Below are 23491 nucleotides of genomic sequence, written 5' to 3' on the forward strand. Positions count from 1 at the left end.
GGCAGTGCAACACGGTTGCATGTTACGGGCAGGTTGAAGGCCAGGCGCTGCGGATACCCAGTTGCGTGGCCACCTGGCCGAAGTCCGGATGGACCGAGAGGGGCGTGGCCGATGACATCGCCAGCTTGGGCGCGGCGCGGTGGAACAGCACCGTTGCCGTTTCATCATTCTTGTGGCGCGACATGTAGAGCATGCCATCGACCTCATCCGGATGCGCATGGATGGCGGCCGACCAGGCTTGGGTCGTCTGATACGACGATGTGCCGCTGAGTCCAGCGTGGCCGCCCAGCTTCCTGAGGGCCGCACCCGTCAGGTCGGCCAGGACCAGTGTTTCTCCCGTGAACCGTATGACAAAGCGCGCCTGTATCACGGCCAGGCCGACGATGAAGTGGTTGCGGATGGGCTTGCGGTCGTGCAGCAAGGTTTCAGCCAGCGCAACGGCCAGCGACGCGCCCAGATAGCAGGTGCCGAAGCGGGCCGCCATTTGCGGGTGCGGAGCGTCGAAGCGGTGGGTATTCGCCCTGCCAAAATAGGGTTCGCCCGTGGCGTGGCCGGAAACCCGGTACAAGGCGGCGGGATCGCAGCGTACCGTCTGCAAGCTTGCGGGCAGTTGCGGCAGGCGGGGCAGGCGCAAGGTTGCCACCGTGGCGCCGCTATTCGTCGGCGCAGGCGCGCGCGGCCGCCATCACGGCATCGAGTTTGCCTTTGGCCAAGGCTTGCAGCGGCGACTTGCCGCCCAGCGACAGGCGCGGCACGGTAAAAAAATCCCATTTGGCGGCGCCGGGCAAGTCGCCAAGAATCTTGCTGACTTTTTCCAGGGTGTGGCGGTCGTGGCGGGGATCGGCGAAAAATGCCGGATAAACATATTCGCCGGAGGCGCCGCGCAAGGCGAACAGGCGCCTGGCTTTCAATGCAGCACTGAGTGCCTGCGGCGTGACTGCCAGCCGGGCACGCAATTCGGGGCCGGACAGCAAGCTGTGCGAGGCCACGTCTTTTTCACGCTGCTGCCGTTCCTGTTCTTCCAGGCCGCGCATGAATTGCCGGGTGCTGACGTGGCCCGCCTGCGTGTCGCTGCCGCTTGCCAGGCTCAGTTCGCGCTCGGCCACGATATCGAGGTCGCGCCGCATTTGCGCCAGCAGTGCGGGGCGATCATCGCGCGGCACGGCGTCGAGCAGCGATGCATAGGCTTCCTGGAAGGTGTCTTGCGCAATGTTGAAGCGCAAGCCAGTGGCGCTGGCGGTCAGTGTGGCGGCCAGCTGCTCAGCCAGCGGGGATGCCGATTCAGCATCTTCGGCCTCGCAGGTGGGCTGGTCAGTTGTTGAGTGGTTGCGATGTGTGTTCGACATGGCCGTATCCTTGAAATGCAAGTCTCAGCATAGGATATCAAGTCAAACAAAGCAAACAAAGCAAGGAGATTAAATCCATCCGCCTTGATGCAGCACAAACCTGCGGCGTTGTTTCTTACACAGGGCGGGGCGCCGTCTTGCCCATCTCTTGCGGACCGAAATGCAGCCCCAGCCGCAAGGCCAGGGCGCGCAGGGCGCCGCTTTCCTGCAGGTGCAGGGCCAGCGCGATGTGGCCGTCGGGGCGCACGAGGTAGGCCGCGTCGCGGCCCAGGCCGGCCAGCTTGGCGGCCACGTTATAGGTATAGCAATGCACGGGCAGTTTCAGCACGCGCGCCTCGTCCAGCAGTTCCGGTGCCGCCTTGCCGTAGATGTGCAATTGCCAATCCATGCTGCGCAGGGCGATAAAATTGTCTTGTGTGCCGTCCGAGAACCACGGCAGGCGGTCGCCGCCGCGCAGGTATTCCGCATGACCGGCGGACAAAGCGCTGTCTTCATAGCTGATCTCGATTTGCGACACGGTCTTGAACAGCAAGCGGCGCGCCCGCGCGAAGCCGGACAGGAAGGGCAGCGCGTGCGGCACCAGCCATCGGCGCAGGAATTGCCCGGCCATGCCCTGCGCGACGATGGCCAGGAAGGCGCGGTCGGTGGTGGCGACGAGCTTGCGGGCAAACACGATGCGCTCGCTTTCATAGGTGTCGAGCAGGGCATCGTTGCTTTGGCCCCGCAGCTTTTGCGCCAGTTTCCAGGCCAGGTTGACGGCGTCGCCCATGCCCGTGTTCATGCCCTGGCCGCCCACGGGGCTGTGCAGATGGGCCGCGTCGCCGAGGATGAAGCAGCGCCGCGCGCGGAACTGGCCCGCTACCCGGTGATGGACTTTATAGGTGGAAAACCAGTTCACATGTTCGACGTGGATGCCCAGCAGGGTTTCCACGTCGCCGCGCACGTCGTCAAAGACGGGCGCCGGCGCCCCTTCCGGGCGGTCGGGCAGGATGCCGATCAGGCGCTGCATGCCGCTGGTGCGCACGGGCAGCATCAGCGCAAACGAATTCGCGCCCAGGTGAGCGTGCAAATCCGTGTTGCTGCCGGCCACTTGCGCGTCGGCAACATAGTACAGGTGGTCGTAGGTGCCGCCGGAAAACTCGAAGCCGGCGATCTCGCGCACCTTGCTGCGGGCGCCGTCGCAGCCGCAGATGTAGTCAAAGGTGCAATATTGGCGCTCGCCATTGTTGAGCAGGATGGCTTGCACTTCGCTATCGTCCTGCGTCCACAGGTCCAGCGTGACGTTCCATTCCACGTGCACGCCGGCCGCCGCCAGCTTGCTGATCAGAAAGCGTTCATGCTCGTCCTGGGGCAGGCTCAGCACGAAAGGATAGGGACTCAGACCCTCGCCGATCTCGCCCAGCGCCAGTTTCACCAGCTCCTCGCCGCCTTCATGGATGTGCATGGCATTGATCTTGATGCCCAGGCTGACCAGCTCGTCGGCAAAGCCCAGTTGCTGGTAAAACTCCAGGGTGCGCGCATGCACGGCCATGGCCCGCGACGCCTGCCCGGGGCCGCTGTTTTTATCGATGATGCGGCAATCGACGCCATGGCGCGCCAGGCGCAAGGCAAGCATGAGGCCGGTAGGACCGGCGCCGACGATCAAGACGGGAGGAGTATTCATGCCATCCAGTATAGGACAGGATGAGAAGCGGGGGCGGGACGATTGAAGTTGCTAGTCGGAAATGAAAATGTCCCGCCGGAGCGGGACATTCAGGTATTACTTATGCTTCACAGCGCAACGATCAAATGCCACGCAGGAGTTCGTTGATGCCGGTCTTGGCGCGGGTCTTTGCATCCACGCGCTTGACGATGACGGCGCAGTACAGCGAGTACTTGCCGTCTTCCGAAGGCAGGTTGCCCGAGACCACGACGGAGCCGGCCGGCACGCGGCCGTAGGTGACTTCGCCCGTGGCGCGGTCGTAGATCTTGGTCGACTGGCCGATGTACACGCCCATCGAGATGACCGAGTTTTCTTCGACGATCACGCCTTCGACGATTTCCGAGCGGGCGCCGATGAAGCAGTTGTCTTCGATGATGGTCGGGTTCGCCTGCATCGGCTCCAGCACGCCGCCGATGCCGACGCCGCCGGACAGGTGGACGTTCTTGCCGATCTGCGCGCAGGAGCCGACGGTGGCCCAGGTGTCGACCATGGCGCCTTCATCGACGTAGGCGCCGATGTTGACGTAGGACGGCATCAGCACGACGTTCTTGGCGATGAAGCTGCCACGGCGGGCAACGGCTGGCGGCACCACGCGGAAACCGCCCTTGGCGAAGTCTTCGGCCGTGTAGTTGGCGAACTTGGTCGGCACCTTGTCGTAGAACTGCATCGTGCCGTCGGATGGCAGGACGACGTTGTCTTCCAGGCGGAACGACAGCAGCACGGCTTTCTTGACCCACTGGTTGACGACCCAGTCGCCCGAGGTTTTTTCCGCCACGCGGATGCTGCCGTTGTCCAGGCCATTGATGACGTGGGACACGGCGTCGCGCAGTTCGGCCGTGCCGTTGCGGGGATTGATCTCGGCGCGGTTTTCCCAGGCCTGGTCGATGATGGTTTGCAGTTGTTGGCTCATGATGATGTCTTGTTTAGTGAGTTGATGCGGATGCGGAAAGCTGCTGGCAGAATTTTACTATGCGCAAGGCCGCTTCCAGCCCTTCGGCCGTTTCGGCCACCAGGGCCATGCGGATGCGGTTGCGGCCCGGATTGATGCCGTGCGCGTCGCGCGCCAGGTAGCTGCCAGGCAATACCGTGACATTATATTCGGCGTACAGGCGTTGCGCGAATTCGGTGTCGGACAGGCCCGTGCGGCTCACGTCGGCCCACAGGTAGAAGCCGGCGTCCGGCAATTGCACGTCCATCACCGATTGCAGCAGCGGCGTGATGGCGTCGAACTTGGCGCGGTACTTGGCGCGATTTTCCTCGACATGGGTTTCGTCGTTCCAGGCCGCGACGGAGGCCGCCTGCACGGCAGGGCTCATGGCGCCGCCGTGGTAGGTTCGGTAGAGCAAGAATTTTTTCAGCACTTCCGCGTCGCCGGCGACAAAGCCCGAGCGCATGCCCGGCACGTTCGAGCGCTTCGACAGGCTGGAAAACACCACCAGGCGCGCATATGGGCGCTCGACCGTGGACAGGCCCAGCATGTGCGCCGCCTGCAGCGCGCCCAGCGGGGGCGTGTCGCCGTGGTAGATTTCGGAATAGCACTCGTCGGCGGCGATGACGAAATCGTAGCGCTCGGACAGGGCGAACAGGTGTTCCCAGTCTGTCAGGGTGAGCACGGCGCCCGTCGGGTTGCCGGGCGAGCACAGGAACAGCAGCTTGACCTTTTCCCATACCGAGGCGGGCACGCTGTCGTAGTCGCAGCCGAAATTGCGCGCCGGGTCGGAATTGACGAAATACGGTTCGGCGCCCGCCAGGTAGGCCGCGCCTTCATAGATCTGGTAAAACGGGTTCGGGCTGATCACGAGCGAACCGGCCGAGGGATCGATCACCGTTTGCGCCAGCGCAAACAGCGCTTCGCGCGAACCGTTCACGGGCAGGATTTGCGTGGCAGGATTGAGCTTGGGGATGCCGTAGCGGCGTTCCAGCCAGCCTGCAATGGCGCCGCGCAAGGCTTCCGAGCCGATGGTGGTCGGATAGCTGGCCAGGCCGTGGATATGGTCGACCAGCGCCTGCTCGATGAAGGCTGGTGTCGGGTGCTTGGGTTCGCCCATGCCCAGGCTGATGGGCGCGTATTCGGGGTTGACCGTCACGCCGGCAAACAGCTGGCGCAGCTTTTCAAACGGATATGGTTGCAGTTTAGCAAGAAGTGGATTCACGGAACGGACCAGGGCAAGAGTGGAAAGACGATGTTGCTAAGCGATTGCTGCTAAGTGAATAATTGCTTGGCGCGGCAGACTTGATGCCGGTCACATATTTAGCTGCGTCTTTCATTATAGCCGTCCTCGCGGACCCGCTGTGCAAGCCGCCTCAAGCCGTACCGGCATGATCGCTGCCCGGCTTGCCACGCCATGCCGCAGCGGGGAGTGCCGTGCCATGGCGCGGCAAGGTAAAATACGCTATGTCTACCTTACTTCCCACCCTGCTTGCCATTGAAACTTCGTCCGAACTCGCCTCCTGCGCCTTGCTGCGCGGCGATGTCGTCCTGTCCCGCGCCTCGTCGGGCGTGCGCACCCATTCCCAGTCGATTCTGCCCATGGTGCAGGAATTGCTGGCCGAAGCGGGCGTGACCCTGGCTGACGTCGATGCCATCGCCTACGGCTCCGGTCCCGGTTCGTTTACGGGCGTGCGCACGGCCTGCGGCATCGCGCAAGGCCTGGCCTATGGCGCCAATTTGCCCGTCGTGCCCGTCGTTACCCTCGACGCCATGGCGCTCGCCTGCCACCAGCAGCATGGCGCACAGCACATCGTGACCGTGCTCGACGCCCGCATGGGCGAGGTGTACTGGGCGCAATATGAATACCAGAACGGCTTGCAGGCCGTGCTGCCGCCGGCCCTGAGCGCGCCGGCCGGCGTGGCGCCGCAAGGCGACGTGGCCGGCTGCGGCAACGGTTTTGGCGCCTATGCCGAAGCGCTGGCCGCGCTGCCGTGCGCCGCCACGGCCGACGCCGCCATCATGCCGCATGCCGTGCAGGTGGCGCAGCTGGCCCGCATCGCGTTTGCGGCCGGCCAGTGCGTGACGGCGGCCGAGGCGCAGCCTTTGTATTTGCGCAACAAGATCGCCTATACCACTGCCGAGCGCCTCGACATGCAGCAGGCCAAGGCCGCCGCGGAGTCCGCGCAATGAGCGAGGCAGGCAAGGGCGGTGCCGCAGGCTGGGACTTGCTGCGCCTTGACTATCAGCCGATGGTCGAGGCGGACCTCGTTGAGGTGCTGGCGCTGGAACAGCGCGTCTATCCGCATCCCTGGACGCACGGCAACTTCGTCGATTCCCTCAAGAGCGGCTACCCGGCCTGGGTGCTGCGCGACGTGGACGGCACCTTGCTCGGCTACTTCCTGCTGATGCTGGTCGTCGACGAGGCGCACTTGCTCAACGTGGCCGTCGAGGGCGCCATCCAGGGCCAGGGACTGGGCCGCTTCCTGCTGAACCAGGCCTGCGCCTGTGCGCGCCAGCTGGGCATGGAATCGATGCTGCTGGAAGTGCGCCCGTCGAATACGCGCGCGCTCGACATCTATCAACGCTATGGATTTGAACAGATAGGCCGGCGCAAGGGATATTATCCGGCCGCCAATTCGCAACGTGAGGACGCCATCGTGATGCGTTATACCTTATGAGCCGCAGCGCCGTTTTCCTCGATGAAATGGGCGTCGGCCCCCTGTGGCGCTTGCGCCAGGGCGCCGCGCCCGAGGCCGTGGATATTGTCGTCGAGGCTGCCGTGGAGGTGGAAGTCGCCGTGGCGGAGCCCGTGGCCGAAGCCGTTGAAGCAGTGACCGAGGTGATTGCCGAGGTGGTCGCGGAGGTAAGGGTCGAGGCGCCCGCCGCCGTGGCCGCTACGCCAGTTCCCGCCGCCGCGCCCGACGACACGGCCTGGTTCGACGACGCGCCCGCGCCAGCGCCCGTGAAGCAGCTCAGCGACGCCGACATCGCCGCCCTCGACTGGGATGGCTTGGCGGTCGCCGTGTCCAAATGCGCGCGCTGCGACTTGTGCAGGACGCGCAAGGGCGTCGTCATGGGCCGTGGCGACCGCCAGGGCGATTGGCTGATGCTGGCCAGCAGCCCGTCGCGCCTGGAAGAGCGCGAAGGGCGCGCCTTGCCTGGCGAACAGGGCAAATTGCTCGACAATATGTTGAAAGCCATCGCCGTCGATGCGGGCCGCGATGTCTATATTACGCACCTGCTGAAATGCCGTCCGCTCGACGCGGCGGGCCAGGAACGCTTGCCCACCGAGGCCGAGTCGGCCGCTTGCCGCCCGTATTTTGAGCGCGAACTGGCCCTGCTGCTGCCGCGCACTATCTTGACGCTCGGTTCCATGGCCGCCGCCGGCATCAATCCCGGCGAAAAACCCGTGCGCGGCAAGGTGCGCCAGCTGGGCAATGCGTCCGTCATTGCCACCTTCCATCCGGAAATGTTGTTGCAGGACGAGACGGGCAAGGCCAAGGCGCGCGCCTGGGCCGACCTGTGCCTGGCGAAAAGCACGCACGGTGGTTGATACAGCCGTCGCTACCTTCCAGGCCCGCTTTGAACGCCGCTGGGGCCATCTGACGCAGCCCCGCGTGCGCGCGCTGGCCTGGCTGCTCGATTCGCCGGACTTGCTCGACCCGGCCAGCGTGCACTGGGGCGGGCGCATCGCCAGCTTGCCTGCTGTCACACCCGCCGTGGCGGCGTGGCTGGGGGCGCTGCAGGATGACCCGTCGCCGCTCGATGCGGCGCTGGGGCCGAAATTCTATTCCCGCCTGGGCCTGTATGCTGAAAAGCTGCTGGCCTTTTATTTTGAGCAACAGGGCCTGCTGGCTGCGCACGGCTTGCAGGTGCAGGTCAACCGCAACGACACGGTGGGCGAGTTCGATTTCCTGCTGCATGACGGCGACGAGCTGCTGCACTGGGAATTCGCCACCAAGTTTTATCTGCTCGAAGGCAGTGCCGATCCCGGCGTCTTCCACCACCTGATCGGCCCCAACCTGGCAGATACCCTGGGCTTGAAGATGCGCAAGATTCTCGACAAGCAACTGGCCCTGTCCCGCCATCCGGCCGCGCAAAGCCTGCTGGCCCGGCCCGTGCGGGCGGCGCAGGCGCTCGTCAAGGGCTGGCTGTTTTACGCCCTCGGTACGGCGCCCGGCATGGCAGGCATTTCCCATGAGCACGGACACGGTTTCTGGTGCACGCCAGCGCAACTGCCGGAGCAGCGCTATGTCGTGCTGCCGCGTTTGCAATGGCTGGCGCCGTTCAAGGGGCGCGACGTCGACGTGCTGGACGTGGAGGCCTTGCGCGCGCAGTTGTTTGATCTGGCGCAACCGGTGATGGTGGCCACGGTGGATACTGTCGAAGGCTGGGAAGTGGAACGCACGCGCGGTTTTGTCGTGCCCGGTACTTGGACGGAGCAGGCTGCCGCGCGGCGGCTGGCTGGTGCTTTACCGATTTAAGACGCTGAGCCCAAAACGACATCCGGGGTCAGACTTTAAAGTCTGACCCCAGACCCTGCTTGGGCTTAGTGTTTTTGCTCGCCAATCAGCGACAGATTGTCATGCTCGGCCTGGTTCAGCTTGTGCTTGCGCATGATGGCGTACATGGTGCCGGCGACGAACAGGCCGAACAGGATGATGATGATATTCAGCGGCAGGTGCAAACGGATCATGATCGAATACACGGCCAGCATCGTCAGGATCGACAGGTTTTCATTGAAGTTCTGCACGGCGATCGAGTGGCCTGCGCTCATCAGCACGTGGCCACGATGTTGCAGCAGGGCATTCATTGGCACGACGAAGAAGCCGGACAGGGCGCCGATCAGCACCAGCAGCGGGTAGGCGATCCACACGGAATGCACTTGCGTCATCATCATGACGATCACGCCCATGGCAATGCCCAGCGGGATGACGGTCAGCGACTTGCGCAGCGGAATGAAGCGCGCCGACAGCACGGCGCCGGCCGCCACGCCGATGGCCACCACGCCCACCAGGCTGGTCGCCTTGTCGAACGGCATGTTCAGCGATTGCTTGGCCCATTCCAGCACGATCAGCTGCAAGGTGGCGCCGGCGCCCCAGAACAGGGTGGTCACGGCCAGGGTGATCTGGCCCAGCTTGTCTTTCCACAGGATGGAATAGCAATTGGCAAAATCGGTGATCAGTTTGATAGGATTGCGTTCCTGGTGCGCGTACACGCAGCCCGTGTCGGGAATCTTCAGGTTGGCCAGCGTGGCCAGCGCATAGATGCCGACCACCACGCACAGGGCCGCTTCCGTCTTGGTGGTGATGCCCGTGTCGACGAAGGGCAGGTCGAACGAGAGCAGCATGTCCGATACGTGGCCGCTGACGAGCGCGCCGCCCATGACGGTGCCGAGGATGATGGAGGTGACGGTCAGGCCTTCGATCCAGCCGTTCGCCGCCACGAGCTTTTCCGGCGGCAGCAATTCCGTCAGGATGCCGTACTTGGCGGGCGAGTACACGGCCGCGCCAAAGCCGACGACGGCGTAGGCCAGCAGCGGGTGGACGTGGAAGAAGACGAGGGCGCAGCCGAAGATCTTGACCATGTTGGCGATGAACATGACCTTGCCCTTGGGCAATGCATCCGCAAAGGCGCCGACAAAAGCGGCCAACAGCACGTAAAACAGCACGAATGACAGTTTTAGCAGCGGCGTGATCCACGCCGGGGATTTCATGGACACCAATAAATCGACGGCGACGAAAAAGAGGGCGTTATCTGCCAGCGAGGAAAAGAACTGCGCCGCCATGATGGTATAAAAACCACGATTCATTCTGGAATGCCTGAAATCATATCTGGCTTGCTTTATACCACGAAAAAACGGCAAACCCCAAGTTTGGAAGGGGCTGCTTTGCATTGTCTTGCCTAAGCGAAGCTTAATTATTCTGCCGTAGAAAAATACACATACATGTGAACATTTTATAAATGCTATCGTGGGCGCGCATCCTGCACGCCTGTCAGGCAGGCCCGCCGCCCGCATCCGGCTCATCCGGTAAAATACGGCTTTCCCACCCGCCGTGAACGACGCATATGCCCAGGCCCCTCATCGCCACCATTCATCTCGATGCCATGCAACATAACCTGGCGCGTGCCCGCGCCTGCGCACGCGGCGCCAGGGTGTGGGCCGTCGTCAAGGCCAATGCCTACGGCCACGGCCTGGAACGGGCCATGCGGGGCTTTGCCGATGCCGATGGCCTGGCCCTGGTCGAGGTCGATTACGCCGTGCGCTTGCGCGAACTGGGCTGGAGCAAGCCCATCCTGCTGCTGGAAGGTTTTTTTGACGCCAGCGATCTGCCCGTCATGGCGCAGTACAAGCTGAACGGCAGCGTTCACTGTGTCGAGCAAATCGCCATGCTGGAGGCGGCGCGCCTGCCCGCCAAAATCGACGTCCACCTGAAGATGAATACGGGCATGAACCGCCTGGGCTTTACGCCGCAAGCGGTGGCGGGCGCCTATGCGCGCCTGCGCGCCATCCCCCATATCGGCACGATCACCCTGATGACGCATTTCGCCAATGCGGACGAGGCGGCGCCCACGCGCCTGCCTTTGGCCCAGCAGATGCTGCGTTTCGAGGCGGGTGCGTCCAGCATCGGCACAAGCTTGCCCCGCAGCCTGTGCAATTCGGCCGGCCTGCTGCTGCACCGGCTTGACAGCGACTGGGTGCGCCCCGGCATCATGCTGTACGGCGGCACGCCCAGCGGCGCACCGGGCGGCACGTCGGCGCAGGACTTCGGCCTGTTGCCCACGATGACCTTGCGCAGCAGCATCATTGGCATCCAGGATATCGCCGCCGGCGAGGTGGTCGGCTACGGCAGCCGCTATGAAGCGGCCGGCAACGTCAAGGTGGGCGTGGTGGCCTGCGGCTACGCGGACGGCTACCCGCGCCACGCGCCCGAAGGCACGCCCGTGCTCGTCGACGGCGTGCGCACGGGGCTGATCGGCCGGGTGTCGATGGACATGCTGATGGTCGACCTGACCCACGTGCCGGGCGCCAAGGTCGGCAGCAGCGTCACCTTGTGGGGACAGGGCATGCCGATCGACGAGGTGGCGCTGGCCGCCGGCACCATCGGCTACGAGTTGATGTGCGCACTGGCGCCGCGCGTACCGGTGAGCGCAGCGTAGGTGACGCGCAAGCGCGGTTTGTATATACTGTATATATAACCAGCTGTTTCATTTCACCTGAGCAAAGTACACCATGGCAAAAGTCAAGACCATCTACACCTGCAGCGATTGCGGCGCCATCAGTAATAAATGGATGGGGCAATGCACCTCGTGCAACCAGTGGAATACCATGGTGGAAACCCTGCCCGAAACGGGCGGCAACAACCGCTATTCGAACCCGCAGCACATGTCGCTGGCGCAGACGGCGCCCGTGCTGTCGCTCGACGATATCGACGCCATCGACGTGCCCCGCTTCGGCACGGGCATCGAGGAATTCGACCGCGTGCTGGGTGGCGGCATGGTGGCGGGCGGCGTCGTGCTGATCGGCGGCGACCCCGGCATCGGCAAGTCGACCCTGCTGCTGCAGGCGCTGGCCAACATGTCGCACCACAAGCGCGTGCTGTACGTCAGCGGCGAGGAATCGGGGGCGCAGATCGCCCTGCGCGCCAAGCGCCTCGTCATCGACGCCAAGGAACTCAAGTTGCAGGCGGAGATCCAGCTGGAAAAGATCCTCTTCACCTTGCACGACCTGAAGCCGGAAGTGGTGGTCATCGACTCGATCCAGACCGTGTATTCGGACGCCCTCAGCTCGGCGCCCGGTTCCGTGGCGCAGGTGCGCGAATGCGCGGCGCAGCTGACGCGGGCGGCCAAGCAGACGGGCGTGACCATCATTTTAGTCGGCCACGTGACGAAGGAGGGCGCGCTGGCCGGCCCCCGCGTGCTCGAGCACATCGTCGACACGGTGCTGTACTTCGAGGGCGACGCCCATTCCAGCTTCCGTCTCGTGCGCGCCATCAAGAACCGTTTCGGCGCCGTCAATGAGCTGGGCGTGTTCGCCATGACGGAAAAAGGCTTGAAAGGGGTGTCGAACCCGTCGGCCCTGTTCCTGTCGCAGCACGACAACCAGGTGCCAGGCTCGTGCGTGATGGTGACGCAGGAGGGCACGCGCCCCCTGCTGGTGGAAATCCAGGCCCTCGTCGACACCAGCCACCTGCCCAATGCGCGCCGGCTGTCCGTCGGCCTGGAGCAGAACCGCCTGGCCATGCTGCTGGCCGTGGCGCACCGCCACGCGGGCATCGCTGCCTTCGACCAGGACGTCTTCATCAACGCCGTCGGCGGCGTCAAGATCACGGAACCGGCGGCCGACCTGGCCGTGTTGCTGGCGATTAACTCCTCGATGCGCAACAAGCCCTTGCCGCGCGGACTTGTCGTGTTTGGCGAAGTGGGGCTGGCCGGGGAAATCCGGCCCGCGCCGCGTGGCCAGGAACGCTTGCGCGAAGCGGCCAAGCTGGGCTTTACCCTGGCCGTCGTGCCCAAGTCGAACCTGCCCAAGCAGGTCATCGAGGGCATCAAGGTCATCGGCGTCGAGCGCATCGACGAGGCGTTCAACAAGCTGCGCGATCACGAGTAAAAGTTGGTATGGTTTAAATGCCAAGTTTGAGGCAAGTCAAACAAAGTTTCCGTTTAGAACTATAATATTTGTCCGATGGATTCGCGCAGCGAGTTCGCGTCGACAATGAATTGATAGAGAAGCGGAATACAGTGTCAGTTGAACAAAGGCAGGGCGCACGCAAGATATTGCGTGCCAAGGCAATGTTGGTGATCGATGGCGCAGGCCCCGTGGCGGCGCGCACCCTCGACGTGGGGCCGGGCGGCATGTCGGCCGTGATCGCCGATCCGGTGCCGGCAGGCAAGCAGGGCAAGGTGTTGTTCGAGCTGTTTTATGATGGCAAGGCGCATATCGTTGAGGCGCGCACGGCCGTGTCGCATTGCATTTTCAGCAGTGCAGGTTTCAAGGTGGGACTGACTTTCCTGCAGCTGGACATGGCCGTCAGCAGCGCCATCGCCAAGTTCATGCGCTGAGGCAGGCCCGGACGGTAGCGCATGGCAGATGCGCTAAAATGGTGCATATGGGTGTGCAGTCAGGAAAAACCTGTTCTGTTCGCTGTTTTGATATTCCAGTAATACTGCATAATTATCAACCAGAAGAGGACCTTGCCGCGCCACGTGCGCCTGTCGTCCGTTTCCAGCGCAGCGCGGTCATGACCTGAACCGTGTGCCATCACCATACACCGACGGGAATGCCTACCATGTTTAATTCGACCATCAACAGCAGGGCCTTTACCAACAACACGCAGCAGACGACGCAGGGCAATATCTCGGCCGACGTGTATGCGAAGGTGGAGCGCCAGATGCAGTCGCAGAACACGGGCGTCGTCAAGCTCAACGCCAGCCTGGCGCGCGACCAGGCCAAGTTTTCCGGCCTGGGGCAGCTGCAATCGGCGCTGGCGAAATTCCAGACCGTGGCCAAGAACATGGCCGGCAGCGGCCTGGCCACCTCGGCCACGTCGAGCACCAAGGGCGTGGTCAGCGCGACCACTACCGACAAGGCTGTCAGCGGCAGCCATGAAATGAACATCAAGCAGCTGGCGCAGGGGCAGACCCTGCTGAGCGGCGCGCAGAAATCGTCGGGCACGGCCATCGGCACGGGCGCGCCGGCGCTGGTCAAGATCGAAGTGGGCAGCACGGACGGCAAGCAATTCACGCCCGGCAGCGGCAAGATCGTTTCGCTGACCATTGACAGCAGCAACAATAGCCTCGACGGCATCGCCGCCGCCCTGAAGCAGCAGGGCATCGACGCCAGCGTCGTGAAGGGCGCCGATGGCTATTCGCTGGCCCTGAACGGCAAGAGCGGCGCCGACAGCAGCATGCGCATCAGTGTCTCCGGCGACGCCGCCGTCGGCAACCTGCTGTCCTACGCGCCCGGCTCCGGCAAGGGCATGCAGCAGACGGCCGCCGCGCAGGATGCGCTGCTGACCATCGACGGCAAGGACATCAAGAGCGCCACGAACACCCTGACGACGGCCATCGAGGGCGCCACCATCGAATTGAAGACCAAGGGCACGACCGACCTCGTCATCGCCAAGGACAGCAGCCAGATCGCCACCAACGTGGCCAGCTTCGTCAGCGCCTACAATGAGCTCAACAGCAAGCTGCAAAGCCTGCAGCAGGGCGACTTGAAATCCGACACGGCCCTGGGCCAGGTGCGTTCGCAGATGGAGCAGGTGCTGCGCACGGCCAGCACGGGCGTGCCGGCATCCGTGCTGAGCAGCGCCGGCGTGACCCTGGGCAAAAGCGGCGAACTGGTACTGGACGAGAAAAAACTCAAGGCCGCCATCGCCGCCGATCCCGATGCCGTCAGCAAGCTGTTTACGAACAACGGCAAGGGCGTGGCGGACCAGTTTTCCAGCAAGATCGGCGAACTGACGGGCGAGACGAGCATCATCCGCAAGGAAGTGCAAGCGGTCGGCAAGGACATCACCACCCTCACCAACAAGAAGGCCGTGCTGGCCAAGGCGCTGACGGCCCAGGCGCAGGCGCTGGTGAAGGCATATTCGGCGCAGGAGCAGATGGGCACGAACTCGGCTTTGCCCGGTTATACCGGCAAAAACTCGCTCTTCGACTTCATGGCCTGAAGCGCGGCGCGCTGGCGCGCCTGCTACATTCGCTCGCCCTGGGCAAAGAAGGCCGACGGCGAGCTGCCGAACGTCTTCTTGAACATGGCGGAAAACGCCGACTGGCTGGCGTAGCCCAGTTCTTCGGCCACCTGCGACAGGGGCACGCCGCGCGCGATCATGGGCGCCGCGTGCGCCAGGCGCACCTGCTGGCGCCACTGGCCAAAACTCATGCCCAGTTCCCGTTCGAACAGCCGCGCCAGGGTCCGCTCCGAGGCGCCCACCTGCTGCGCCCAGTGTTCCAGCGTCTGGTTCAGGCCCGGCTTGTCGATCAGGCTGTCGCACAGGGTTTTCAAGCGCTTGTCGCTGGGCAAGGGCACGCGGATGGGGCGCGTGTCCGAGCGTTTCAGCTCGTCCAGTATCAGTTCGGCCAGCAGCGCCTCGCGCGCCGGTTCCTGGCCCGGGTCCAGCTGTTCCAGCGCCATGATCAGCTGGCGCAGCAGGTTCGACACTTCCAGCACCTTGCAGTCCTGGCCCGCGAACGGCGCGCGCGCGGCATGGATGCACAGCGGGCGCAAACGCGTTTTTTCCAGTATCGTGACGGCATGCTCCACGTTGGGCGCGATCCAGATGGCGCGCATGGGCGGCAGCACCCAGCTGCTGTTGTTGGCGGTAATGCGCAGCACGCCTTCGAGCGCCATGGTCACCTGGCCCCAGGGATGGCTGTGCGGCAAGAGAAATTCATCGGTTTGCAGGTCGCGCGCGACCATGGTCACGGGGACGGTCGCACTGGGCGCCTCCCTTGGCGGACACATGCGGGTATGGTGGAGGATAGGTACACCCATCAGCTTGGCCTTAATTCGATAAATTATGTCGTTCTGTCGGAAAACAGACGATGGTTTTTTGCATACACTTGAGCTTCATCAGTATAAGACAGGGTATGACATGATAACAACTAAGCCGGCAACGCAGTTGCCCCCGCAGTCGCCGCCAACCTTGCGCAGCGATGCGCGCGTCATCGCCCTGGTAGGGCTGGCGCATGGCATTTCGCACTTCTACCACCTGATCCTGGCGGCCCTGTTCGTCTGGCTGAAGCCCGCCTTCGGCCTGTCGTACGCGGAGCTGGGCTTGCTGATGACGGTGTTCTTCATCATTTCGGGCGTGGGCCAGGCGCTGGCAGGCTTTGTCGTCGACCGCTTCGGCGCGCGCGCCGTGCTGTTTGCCGGCGTGTTTCTGCTGGGCGTCTCGGCGCTGGCCCTGTCCACCGCGCACAGCTATGCGGCGCTGATGCTGGGCGCCATGCTGGCCGGCATGGGCAACAGCGTGTTCCACCCGGCCGACTACACCATCCTCAACCAGCGCGTCTCGCCGGCCCGCGTGGCCTACGGTTTTTCCGTGCATGGCATCAGCGGCAACATCGGCTGGGCCCTGTCGCCCCTGTTCATGACCTATGTCGCCACCCATTACGACTGGCGCATTGCGCTGCAGTGCGCGGCCGTGCTGCCGTTTGCCGTGCTGCTGATCCTGTTCCTGAACCGCCACGCCATCCGTCCGGAGCCTGTCAAGCAGGCGGCGCCAGGCCAGCCCGCCGGCGGCGAAGGCACGCTCGATTTCCTGCGCCTGCCGGCCGTGTGGATGTGCTTTGCCTTCTTCTTCATCACCGCCATCGCCCTGGGCGGCATCCAGAGCTTTGCCAGCGTGGCCCTCGTCAAGCTGTACGACATGAGCCTGGCGCTGGCCACGAGCTCCTACACGGCCTATATGCTGGCTTCGGCCGTGGGCATGCTGGCCGGCGGCGTGGTGGGCGCGCGCAGCGCGCATCCTGACCGCAACGTGGCGATCGCCTTCTCCGCCGCCGCGCTGCTGGCCGTGCTGCTGGCCATGGCCGTCGTGCCGGCCTGGGGCGCCGTCGTGCTGATGGGCGCCATCGGCCTGACGTCGGGCGTGGCGGGGCCGTCGCGCGACCTGATGATACGCGCGGCGGCGCCGAAAAATGCCACCGGGCGCGTGTATGGCGTCGTGTATTCGGGCCTCGACAGCGGCCTGGCCGTGGGACCCGTGTTCTTTGGCGCGCTGATGGATGGCAACCATCCGGCCCTGTTGTTCGTGTTCATCGGCTTGTTCCAGGCGCTGGCCATCGCCACGGCCGTGGGCGTGGGCGGGAAAACGCGCGCCGCGGCGCTGCAAAAGGCATAGAATCGTTTCCATCCGATACTATTTAACGAGGAGATAGCATGACTTTTGCCACCACCGACCTGTGCGACGACTATGCGGCCATGCTCGACGACGGCACGCTGGCCGTGCTGCCGCCCGTGTACCGCGCATTTGGGCAGCGCATGCGCTTCAGCGGCCCCGCCACCACCTTGCACGTGTTCGAGGACAATGCCCTCGTGCGCAGTACCCTGGAAACGCCGGGCCAGGGCCATGTGCTGGTGATCGACGGCGGCGGCAGCCTGCGCCGCGCACTGGTGGGCGGCCAGCTGGGTGTGCTGGCGGAAAGCAATGGCTGGGCCGGCATCGTCGTCCACGGCTGCATCCGTGACAGCGAGGAAATCAATGTCTGCCAGATCGGCGTGCGCGCCCTGGCCACGCATCCGCGCAAGAGCAACAAGGCGGGCACGGGCCAGCGCGACGTGCGCGTGGACATCAGCGGCGTGGCCGTGCATCCGGGCGACTGGATCTATGCGGACGCGGACGGCGTGCTGGTGGCGCGCCAGGAACTCGATTGAGTCCTGCCTTGCGTGACCTGCCCGACGCGCCGCCTGGCGCGTTTTTTTTGTCCCGCTTGTCGCCGCGCAAGTCTCCTGGCGAAGCGGGCGCTATGCTGCTGACAGGCACCGTTTTTCATCACCGTGGATGGCATTCCATATGGCGCAATGTCGTCGTGGGTGACGTGGCTGCGGCTGTCTCATGCAGAGAAACATCCTCCCGCATCCTGAAAAAATCTCCTTAACTGTATGATTTAATGGGTGAAAATTTTACTTATATGTCTTATATAAGAGTGTTGCTGCTTCGCACAAACCTGCCTATGATTGGGTTAACGGATTTCACTTAACTTTGCAATGAACAGGAGAGCGCCATGGCAACGCGTGAAGAGCAGGCAGCGGCCCTGCAGGCAGACTGGGATGGCAATCCGCGCTGGCGGGGCGTGGTGCGCAACTATACGGCGGCCGATGTCGTGCGCCTGCGCGGTTCCGTGCAGGTCGAACACACGCTGGCGCGGCGGGGCGCGGAAAAACTCTGGCATCTGCTGGGCAATGAACCCTTTGTCAATGCGCTGGGCGCGCTGACGGGCAACCAGGCGATGCAGCAGGTGAAGGCGGGCTTGAAAGCCATTTATTTGTCTGGCTGGCAAGTCGCCGGAGACGCCAACAATGCCGGTGAAATGTATCCGGACCAGTCGCTGTACCCGGCCAATTCCGTGCCCACCGTCGTCAGGCGCATCAACAATACCTTGGCGCGGGCCGACCAGATCCAGTGGTCGGAAGGCAAGGACGACATCGATTTCTTCGCTCCCATCGTGGCCGATGCGGAGGCGGGCTTCGGCGGCGTGCTGAACGCCTATGAACTGATGAAGGCCATGATAGACGCGGGCGCTGCCGGCGTACACTTCGAAGACCAGCTGGCGTCCGTCAAGAAGTGCGGCCACATGGGCGGCAAGGTGCTGGTGCCCACGCGCGAGGCGGTGGAAAAGCTCACGGCGGCGCGCCTGGCGGCCGATGTCATGGGCACCTCAACCCTCGTGATCGCCCGCACGGATGCGGAAGCGGCCGACCTGCTGACGTCCGACGCGGACGCCGGCGACCGGCCCTTCTGCACGGGCGAGCGCACGGTGGAAGGCTACTACAAGACCCGTCCCGGCCTGGACCAGGCTGTCGCGCGCGCGCTGGCCTATGCGCCGTACGCCGACCTCGTCTGGTGTGAAACGGGCAAGCCGGACCTGCTGTTTGCGAAAAAATTCGCCGACGCCGTGCACGCCGAGTTCCCCGGCAAGATGCTCGCGTACAACTGCTCGCCCTCGTTCAACTGGAAGAAAAACCTCGACGACGCCACCATCGCCAAGTTCCAGAAAGAACTGGGCGCCATGGGCTACAAGTTCCAGTTCATTACCCTGGCCGGCTTCCATGCCTTGAACTACGGCATGTTCAACCTGGCGTACGGCTATGCCCGCAAGCAGATGTCGGCCTTCGTGGAGTTGCAGGAAGCGGAATTTGCGGCGGCGGGAAAAGGTTTTACGGCCGTCAAGCACCAGCGCGAAGTGGGCACCGGCTACTTCGATGCCGTGACGCAAGCCATCCAGCAGGGGCGAAGCTCGACCACGGCACTGCACGGCTCGACGGAAGATGAACAATTCTTCGAGGCCAGGCAGCTTGCCCAGATTTAAGGACGCGAGGGGAGACGTGCAGGGGAGGCACATCCCCGTCCAAGGAAAAGCCACGGCGCGCCCTGGCCGCTGTGGCTTTTTTGTCTGGCGCCAGCCATCGCGCGAGCACCATTCGTTACAATATATCCACATTCAATATTTTTTTGGAAAGTTCTTTGTGTTTTTCCCCGCGCTCCTATATGATTTCATTAAGGTAAGTTAAATATCATTAAAGCAAGGAAAAACGCCATGAAAATCGCCTCCATCGCCGCAGTTGTAGTTGCCCTGTTCGCTGCCGGCAGCGCCAGCGCCAGCCCCGTCAACCTGATCACGAATGGCGATTTTGAGTCGGTCGCGCCCGGCTACACGTTTTCCAGCGGCTTTCATGTCGTCAATAGCGGTTCCTCGGCCATCGGCGGCTGGACGGTGGGCGCTTCCTCGGTCGACCTGATCCGCAATGCCTACAACGCCATCAACGGCTACAGCATCGACATGCTGGGCACGCCTGGCCCTGGTTTCCTGTCGCAAAGTTTCAATGTCGTGGCCGGCCAGACCTACAACCTGGCCTTTGACATGGCGCGCAATCCGGGCGGCCCTGCCGGCCAGGGCGTGGCCGTCAATTTCGGTGGCGTGACGCAGAACTTCTATTCGACGGCCGCCGCCTCGAACACCTTGTACAGCAATACCCTGAGCTTTACGGCCGCCTCCACGGGCCTGGCGACCCTGTCGTTTGCCAGCGCCGCCAAGGCCGGCACGCCGTTCGACAATTACTCGGGCGCCGTCATCGACAACGTTTCCGTGATGGCCGCCGTGCCGGAACCGGAAACCTACGCTATGCTGCTGGCCGGCCTGGGTCTGATGGGCTTCCTGCGCCGCCGCAAGGCCGCCAGATAAGAGCCTATCCCCGCAGGGGATGTAGGCATCTACCGGGACAGGCTCGAAGTCCGGCCTTGTTCCAACTCAAAACCGCCTGCTGCGTCGCACAGGCGGTTTTTGCTTTTCAGGGGTCTTGCGCGTAGCCGTCGACCTGCACGACAAAGCGCCCGATCCGCGGCCAGGCCTTGCGCGTCCTGACCGGCGTTTCGCCCGTGGCCATGCCTAATATATAGCCGTAGCCCGTGCGGCGATCGCGCCAGGAGTGGGGCGTGCTGTCCCACACGCAGCAATAGCGCTGGAGCCTGGGCAAGCCATACGTACGCCGCAGATAGGCTTCCGCCTGCCGCGCATGCTTGCCATCGACCTCGTAGCGGGCCTCGAAGGGCTGGTCCTGGCGCTCCCTGTTTTGCTGGCAACCCTGGTAGACGATGTAGGCGGGTTTTTGCCCCAGCCGGGACAGGAAGTCGCCGCAGGCAAGGGGGGCGCCCTGCGCGCCGCCGGCGCCCAGCAACAGCAGCCACGGCAGTAATTTAGCGGTTTTCATTGGCGCCTCCCTGCAGCGGGCACGCGGCCGTTGCCGCCCCCATACGCCGCACCAGTTCGCCGCGCAGCTGCGTCAAGCCATCGATGCGCGCGTCGATTTCGCCCAGCTTGCGCGCCAGCGCCGCGCGCAGCGGTTCCGCCGTGGCCGGGTCGCCGGCGGCCGCCAGCAGCGGCATGTCGGCCTCGATTTCGGCCAGGGTAAAGCCCAGCTGCTGCGCCGTGCGCAGGTAGCGCAGCCAGTCTGCCGCCTCGGGCGGGTAGTCGCGGTAGCCATTCGCGCCGCGCCGCGCGCGCAGCAAGCCCCGTTTTTCATAGAAGCGCAGGGTATCGCGGCTCAAGCCCGTCGCCTGCGCCATCTCGCCGATCTGCATGGTTCTTTTCTTTCATAAAATGCTTGACCATGGAGTGTACTCCAGGCTTGATCATGGGCGCTTTCCAACGACAGGAGTTGCCATGTTGTCCGTTTCCGCCTTCCGCCGCGTAGTGCGCGCCAGCGCCATCTATGATGTGCTCATGACGGCCCCGTTTGCCACGCCATGGACGTTTTTGCTGCTGCGCGAGCACTTGAACGCCCTCAACGTGAGCCTGGGCGGCGCGCCGCTGCCTCTCTTCGGACCCTTGCATCTGCTGATCAGCAGCTTGTTCGGCAGCGTGGTGCTGGTCTGGTCGGTGCTGCGCATGCTCGATCCGCAGCCACGCTTCGGCCGCTATGACGCGGCGGCCCGCTACCTGTTTTCCACCTGGATGGCGTGGGCGCTGCTGGAGACGGGCCAGCCCCTGCTGTGGCTGTTCCTCGTGCCGGAACTGGCCTGGGGCCTGGCGCAAAGCCTGCCATTGCAGCGCGCCGGAGTCGGGCGGGAAGGGCGCGCACACGAATCGCTGTTGAGATGACGATAACGAAATGCAATAATGGCCGTGCTCGCAGTGCAACAATGACTGCAATGAACGACTCTAAGGGAATGATTATGCAGCAGGATGCCGCAGGAAAAAACATGGCGTTGCTCGATCCGGTGGTGGCGCCGCGCATCGCGGTAACGCGCCTGGTGACGGGCCTGCTGCAAGGCTTGCTGCTGTACTGGCTGTACAGCACGGCACAAGACAAGGTGTGGCCCGCCACGGAAGCGTACCTGCTGGGTCCGCTGATGCTGGTCAGCCTGCTGCTGCCCATCTTGCTGGTGTCCAGCCTGGGCCACATGTCGGGGAAGCGCATCGGCCTGTGGATGGCGGGCGCGGCCGCCGTGCTGGCCGTGCTGGCTTGGCACGACGTGGCGCGCGGCGCCGAACACGTGATTTGGGGCAACTACAAGCCGGGCGCGCCCCTGCGCGTCATTTCCGCCCAGTTGTTCGGTTTTTGCGTGGTGGGATTCTATATTGCCCACGCGCTGGTGCTGGCCAGCGCCCAGGATGGCCGGCGCATCGCCCGCTATCCGACGTATTTTGAAATCGCCTGGAAGCTGGGCATCCAGCTGCTGTTCTCCCTGCTGTTCGTGCTGGGCCTGTGGCTGGTGCTGTGGCTGGGCGGGCAGCTGTTCCTGCTGATCAAGCTCAGTTTCCTGAAAAAACTGCTGGGCCAGGCCTGGTTCGTGATTCCCGTCATCTGTTTCGCGTTTTCCTTCGCCATCCACATCACGGACGTGCGCCCGTCCATCGTGCGCGGCATCCGCACCCTGCTGCTGGTGCTGCTGTCGTGGCTGATGCCTATCGCCGCCGTGCTGGTCTCCGGTTTCCTGCTGACCTTGCCCTTCATCGGCTTCGAGCGCCTGTGGGCCACGCGCCATGCGGCGTCCGTGCTGCTGGGCATGGCTGGCGTGCTGGTGGTGCTGATCAATGCCGCCTTCCAGAATGGCGAAGTGGGCCATGGCGTGGCGCGCGGCATCCGCCTGGGCACGCGCCTGGCCTGCCTGCTGCTGCCGTGGGTGGTGGGCATTGCCATCTATGCGCTGACCCTGCGCGTGATGTCGCATGGCTGGACCTCCGACCGCCTGATCGCGGCCGCCTGCCTCCTGATCGCCACCTGCTACGCCGTCGGCTACGCCTGGGCGGCCAGCAAGTACGGCGACTGGCTGCACCTGATCGCCAACGTCAACGTGGCCACCGCCTTCGTCACCCTGCTGGTGCTGTTCGCCCTGTTCTCGCCGCTGGCCGACCCGGCGCGCATTTCCGTGGCCAGCCAGATGGCACGGCTGGACAGCGGCAAGGTGGGCGTGGACAAGTTCGATTTCGAATACCTGCGCTTCGAGGGTGCCCGCTATGGCCAGGCGGCCCTGCAGGAATTGACGAAACGCACGACGGGAGCGGACGCGGCCATCGTGCGGTCCCGCGCCGAGGCCATGCTCAAGCGCCAGAACCGCCTCGACGAGACGGGCGCACTGAGCGACGTGTCGATCAACCTGACCCTGCGCCCGGCCACGGCGAAGCTGCCGGACAGCTTCCTGCGCCAGGACTGGACGCAAGTGGGCCCGGCCTGGCGCCTGCCCGCCTGCCTGAAGCGGGCAGGCCAGCAGTGCGACGCCTACCTGCTCGATTTCGATGGCGACGGCAAGCAGGAAGTATTGCTGATTAGTAACGACCCGCGTGCCTCTTCTGTCTTGCTGGCGGAAAAGGACGACGGCAGCTGGACCGCGCGCGGGCAAATCCCCACGGACGCCCTGCGCTGCAAGCCCCTGCGCGAAAAACTGCAGGCGGGCGAGTTCCAGCTGGTGCCGCCGAAAGTGCGCGAGCTGGAAGTCGACGGCCAGCGCGTGCCGATGACCTTGTATACGCAGGAGGACGAGGTGAGCTGCCCGGAGGAGACGGCGGCGACGCCGTAATTGGCAGTGAGAGGATGTGGTGCACCGGACCAATCCTCTTGCTAGTTTCGAAGGCAGCAACTTCGTGCACTGGATCATTCAGACCGTCCGGTATCTGGCGGAACCTGCCAATGACGGCAACCGGCCAGAAGCGGCCATAAAGTGCTTGGCCGACCAAGACATCCTGTCCGACTCCGGCCGTGGGAGCCGGTCACATCAGCCCAATTTATGACAATCAAGATTAGACCCAATGCACCTGCTGAGGTACCAGGTACCGAGGGATATG

General features: G+C 63.9%; 23 protein-coding genes. 14 read left to right on the top strand and 9 right to left on the bottom strand.

Annotation, left to right across the window (positions count from 1 at the left end; translation table 11 throughout):
- Window positions 1-22: 22 nt before the first annotated feature.
- From BXA07_RS25370 to dapC, 5 genes are all read right to left on the bottom strand, one after another.
- Entirely contained in the window at window positions 23-643 is a 621-nt protein-coding gene (locus BXA07_RS25370; protein WP_083708530.1) for an RES family NAD+ phosphorylase, read from the bottom strand.
- Window positions 644-653: 10 nt separating this feature from the next.
- On the bottom strand, window positions 654-1346 hold the full coding sequence (locus BXA07_RS25375; protein WP_139335750.1) for a hypothetical protein: 693 nt from the start codon (window positions 1344-1346) through the stop codon (window positions 654-656).
- Window positions 1347-1461: 115 nt separating this feature from the next.
- Window positions 1462-3009 carry an FAD-dependent oxidoreductase gene (locus BXA07_RS25380; protein ID WP_076572054.1) on the bottom strand — a complete coding sequence of 516 codons (1548 nt, stop codon included), beginning with the start codon at window positions 3007-3009 and terminating at the stop codon, window positions 1462-1464.
- Window positions 3010-3130: 121 nt separating this feature from the next.
- On the bottom strand, window positions 3131-3958 hold the full coding sequence (gene dapD, locus BXA07_RS25385) for a 2,3,4,5-tetrahydropyridine-2,6-dicarboxylate N-succinyltransferase (protein WP_070223998.1): 828 nt from the start codon (window positions 3956-3958) through the stop codon (window positions 3131-3133).
- A 13-nt stretch (window positions 3959-3971) separates the two neighbouring features.
- Complete coding sequence (dapC, locus tag BXA07_RS25390; RefSeq protein ID WP_076572057.1) at window positions 3972-5201, bottom strand: succinyldiaminopimelate transaminase; 1230 nt, start codon at window positions 5199-5201, stop codon at window positions 3972-3974.
- 242 nt (window positions 5202-5443) lie between these two features.
- Here dapC and tsaB point away from each other — a divergent pair, with 242 nt between their 5' ends.
- From tsaB to BXA07_RS25410, 4 genes are read left to right on the top strand one after another with little or no spacing between them, the layout of a single operon-like run.
- A complete protein-coding gene (gene tsaB / locus BXA07_RS25395; protein ID WP_076572059.1) occupies window positions 5444-6169 on the top strand; it encodes a tRNA (adenosine(37)-N6)-threonylcarbamoyltransferase complex dimerization subunit type 1 TsaB in 726 nt (241 codons plus the stop codon).
- Window positions 6166-6657, top strand: coding sequence for a ribosomal protein S18-alanine N-acetyltransferase (rimI, locus tag BXA07_RS25400; RefSeq protein WP_076572061.1), 492 nt, complete (start codon window positions 6166-6168; stop codon window positions 6655-6657). The genes tsaB and rimI overlap by 4 nt, the downstream gene beginning before the upstream one ends.
- On the top strand, window positions 6654-7532 hold the full coding sequence (locus BXA07_RS25405) for a uracil-DNA glycosylase (RefSeq protein WP_076572063.1): 879 nt from the start codon (window positions 6654-6656) through the stop codon (window positions 7530-7532). Before rimI ends, BXA07_RS25405 begins: the two co-directional genes overlap by 4 nt.
- Window positions 7525-8463, top strand: a complete 939-nt coding sequence (locus BXA07_RS25410) for a DUF1853 family protein (RefSeq protein WP_076572065.1) — start codon at window positions 7525-7527, stop codon at window positions 8461-8463. The genes BXA07_RS25405 and BXA07_RS25410 overlap by 8 nt, the downstream gene beginning before the upstream one ends.
- Before the next feature lie 65 nt (window positions 8464-8528).
- Here BXA07_RS25410 and lplT read toward each other — a convergent pair whose 3' ends face one another.
- Window positions 8529-9791 carry a lysophospholipid transporter LplT gene (gene lplT / locus BXA07_RS25415; protein ID WP_076572067.1) on the bottom strand — a complete coding sequence of 421 codons (1263 nt, stop codon included), beginning with the start codon at window positions 9789-9791 and terminating at the stop codon, window positions 8529-8531.
- Window positions 9792-10048: 257 nt separating this feature from the next.
- On the opposite strand from lplT, the gene alr reads away from it, so the two are divergent.
- From alr to fliD, 4 genes are all read left to right on the top strand, one after another.
- A complete protein-coding gene (gene alr, locus BXA07_RS25420) occupies window positions 10049-11140 on the top strand; it encodes an alanine racemase (protein WP_076572069.1) in 1092 nt (363 codons plus the stop codon).
- Window positions 11141-11213: 73 nt separating this feature from the next.
- Entirely contained in the window at window positions 11214-12590 is a 1377-nt protein-coding gene (radA, locus tag BXA07_RS25425; protein WP_076572071.1) for a DNA repair protein RadA, read from the top strand.
- Window positions 12591-12721: 131 nt separating this feature from the next.
- Window positions 12722-13042 carry a PilZ domain-containing protein gene (locus tag BXA07_RS25430; protein ID WP_076572073.1) on the top strand — a complete coding sequence of 107 codons (321 nt, stop codon included), beginning with the start codon at window positions 12722-12724 and terminating at the stop codon, window positions 13040-13042.
- A 227-nt stretch (window positions 13043-13269) separates the two neighbouring features.
- A complete protein-coding gene (fliD, locus tag BXA07_RS25435; protein WP_076572106.1) occupies window positions 13270-14655 on the top strand; it encodes a flagellar filament capping protein FliD in 1386 nt (461 codons plus the stop codon).
- Window positions 14656-14678: 23 nt separating this feature from the next.
- Here the strand turns inward: fliD and BXA07_RS25440 are convergent, their stop codons facing one another.
- Window positions 14679-15479 carry an AraC family transcriptional regulator gene (locus tag BXA07_RS25440; RefSeq protein WP_076572075.1) on the bottom strand — a complete coding sequence of 267 codons (801 nt, stop codon included), beginning with the start codon at window positions 15477-15479 and terminating at the stop codon, window positions 14679-14681.
- Window positions 15480-15579: 100 nt separating this feature from the next.
- Between BXA07_RS25440 and BXA07_RS25445 the strand changes: the two genes are divergently transcribed.
- From BXA07_RS25445 to BXA07_RS25460, 4 genes are all read left to right on the top strand, one after another.
- A complete protein-coding gene (locus BXA07_RS25445) occupies window positions 15580-16830 on the top strand; it encodes an MFS transporter (protein ID WP_076572077.1) in 1251 nt (416 codons plus the stop codon).
- Between the two features lie 38 nt (window positions 16831-16868).
- Window positions 16869-17363, top strand: coding sequence for a ribonuclease E activity regulator RraA (rraA, locus tag BXA07_RS25450; RefSeq protein WP_076572079.1), 495 nt, complete (start codon window positions 16869-16871; stop codon window positions 17361-17363).
- A gap of 350 nt (window positions 17364-17713) precedes the next feature.
- Window positions 17714-19018, top strand: a complete 1305-nt coding sequence (gene aceA, locus BXA07_RS25455) for an isocitrate lyase (protein WP_076572080.1) — start codon at window positions 17714-17716, stop codon at window positions 19016-19018.
- A gap of 228 nt (window positions 19019-19246) precedes the next feature.
- On the top strand, window positions 19247-19891 hold the full coding sequence (locus BXA07_RS25460) for a choice-of-anchor C family PEP-CTERM protein (protein WP_076572082.1): 645 nt from the start codon (window positions 19247-19249) through the stop codon (window positions 19889-19891).
- A gap of 106 nt (window positions 19892-19997) precedes the next feature.
- On the opposite strand, the gene BXA07_RS25465 is transcribed toward BXA07_RS25460, so the two are convergent.
- Both BXA07_RS25465 and BXA07_RS25470 read right to left on the bottom strand, forming a co-directional pair.
- Window positions 19998-20417, bottom strand: coding sequence for a DUF4952 domain-containing protein (locus BXA07_RS25465; RefSeq protein ID WP_076572084.1), 420 nt, complete (start codon window positions 20415-20417; stop codon window positions 19998-20000).
- Window positions 20404-20787 carry a MerR family transcriptional regulator gene (locus BXA07_RS25470; protein ID WP_076572086.1) on the bottom strand — a complete coding sequence of 128 codons (384 nt, stop codon included), beginning with the start codon at window positions 20785-20787 and terminating at the stop codon, window positions 20404-20406. The genes BXA07_RS25465 and BXA07_RS25470 overlap by 14 nt, the downstream gene beginning before the upstream one ends.
- Window positions 20788-20869: 82 nt before the next feature.
- On the opposite strand from BXA07_RS25470, the gene BXA07_RS25475 reads away from it, so the two are divergent.
- Together BXA07_RS25475 and BXA07_RS25480 are read left to right on the top strand one after the other, a co-directional pair.
- On the top strand, window positions 20870-21307 hold the full coding sequence (locus tag BXA07_RS25475; protein WP_076572088.1) for a hypothetical protein: 438 nt from the start codon (window positions 20870-20872) through the stop codon (window positions 21305-21307).
- Between the two features lie 101 nt (window positions 21308-21408).
- Entirely contained in the window at window positions 21409-23226 is a 1818-nt protein-coding gene (locus BXA07_RS25480) for a DUF4153 domain-containing protein (protein ID WP_139335751.1), read from the top strand.
- Window positions 23227-23491: the final 265 nt, after the last annotated feature.

It is taken from the genome of Janthinobacterium sp. TND4EL3 (assembly GCF_900156175.1).
Lineage (GTDB): Bacteria > Pseudomonadota > Gammaproteobacteria > Burkholderiales > Burkholderiaceae_D > Janthinobacterium.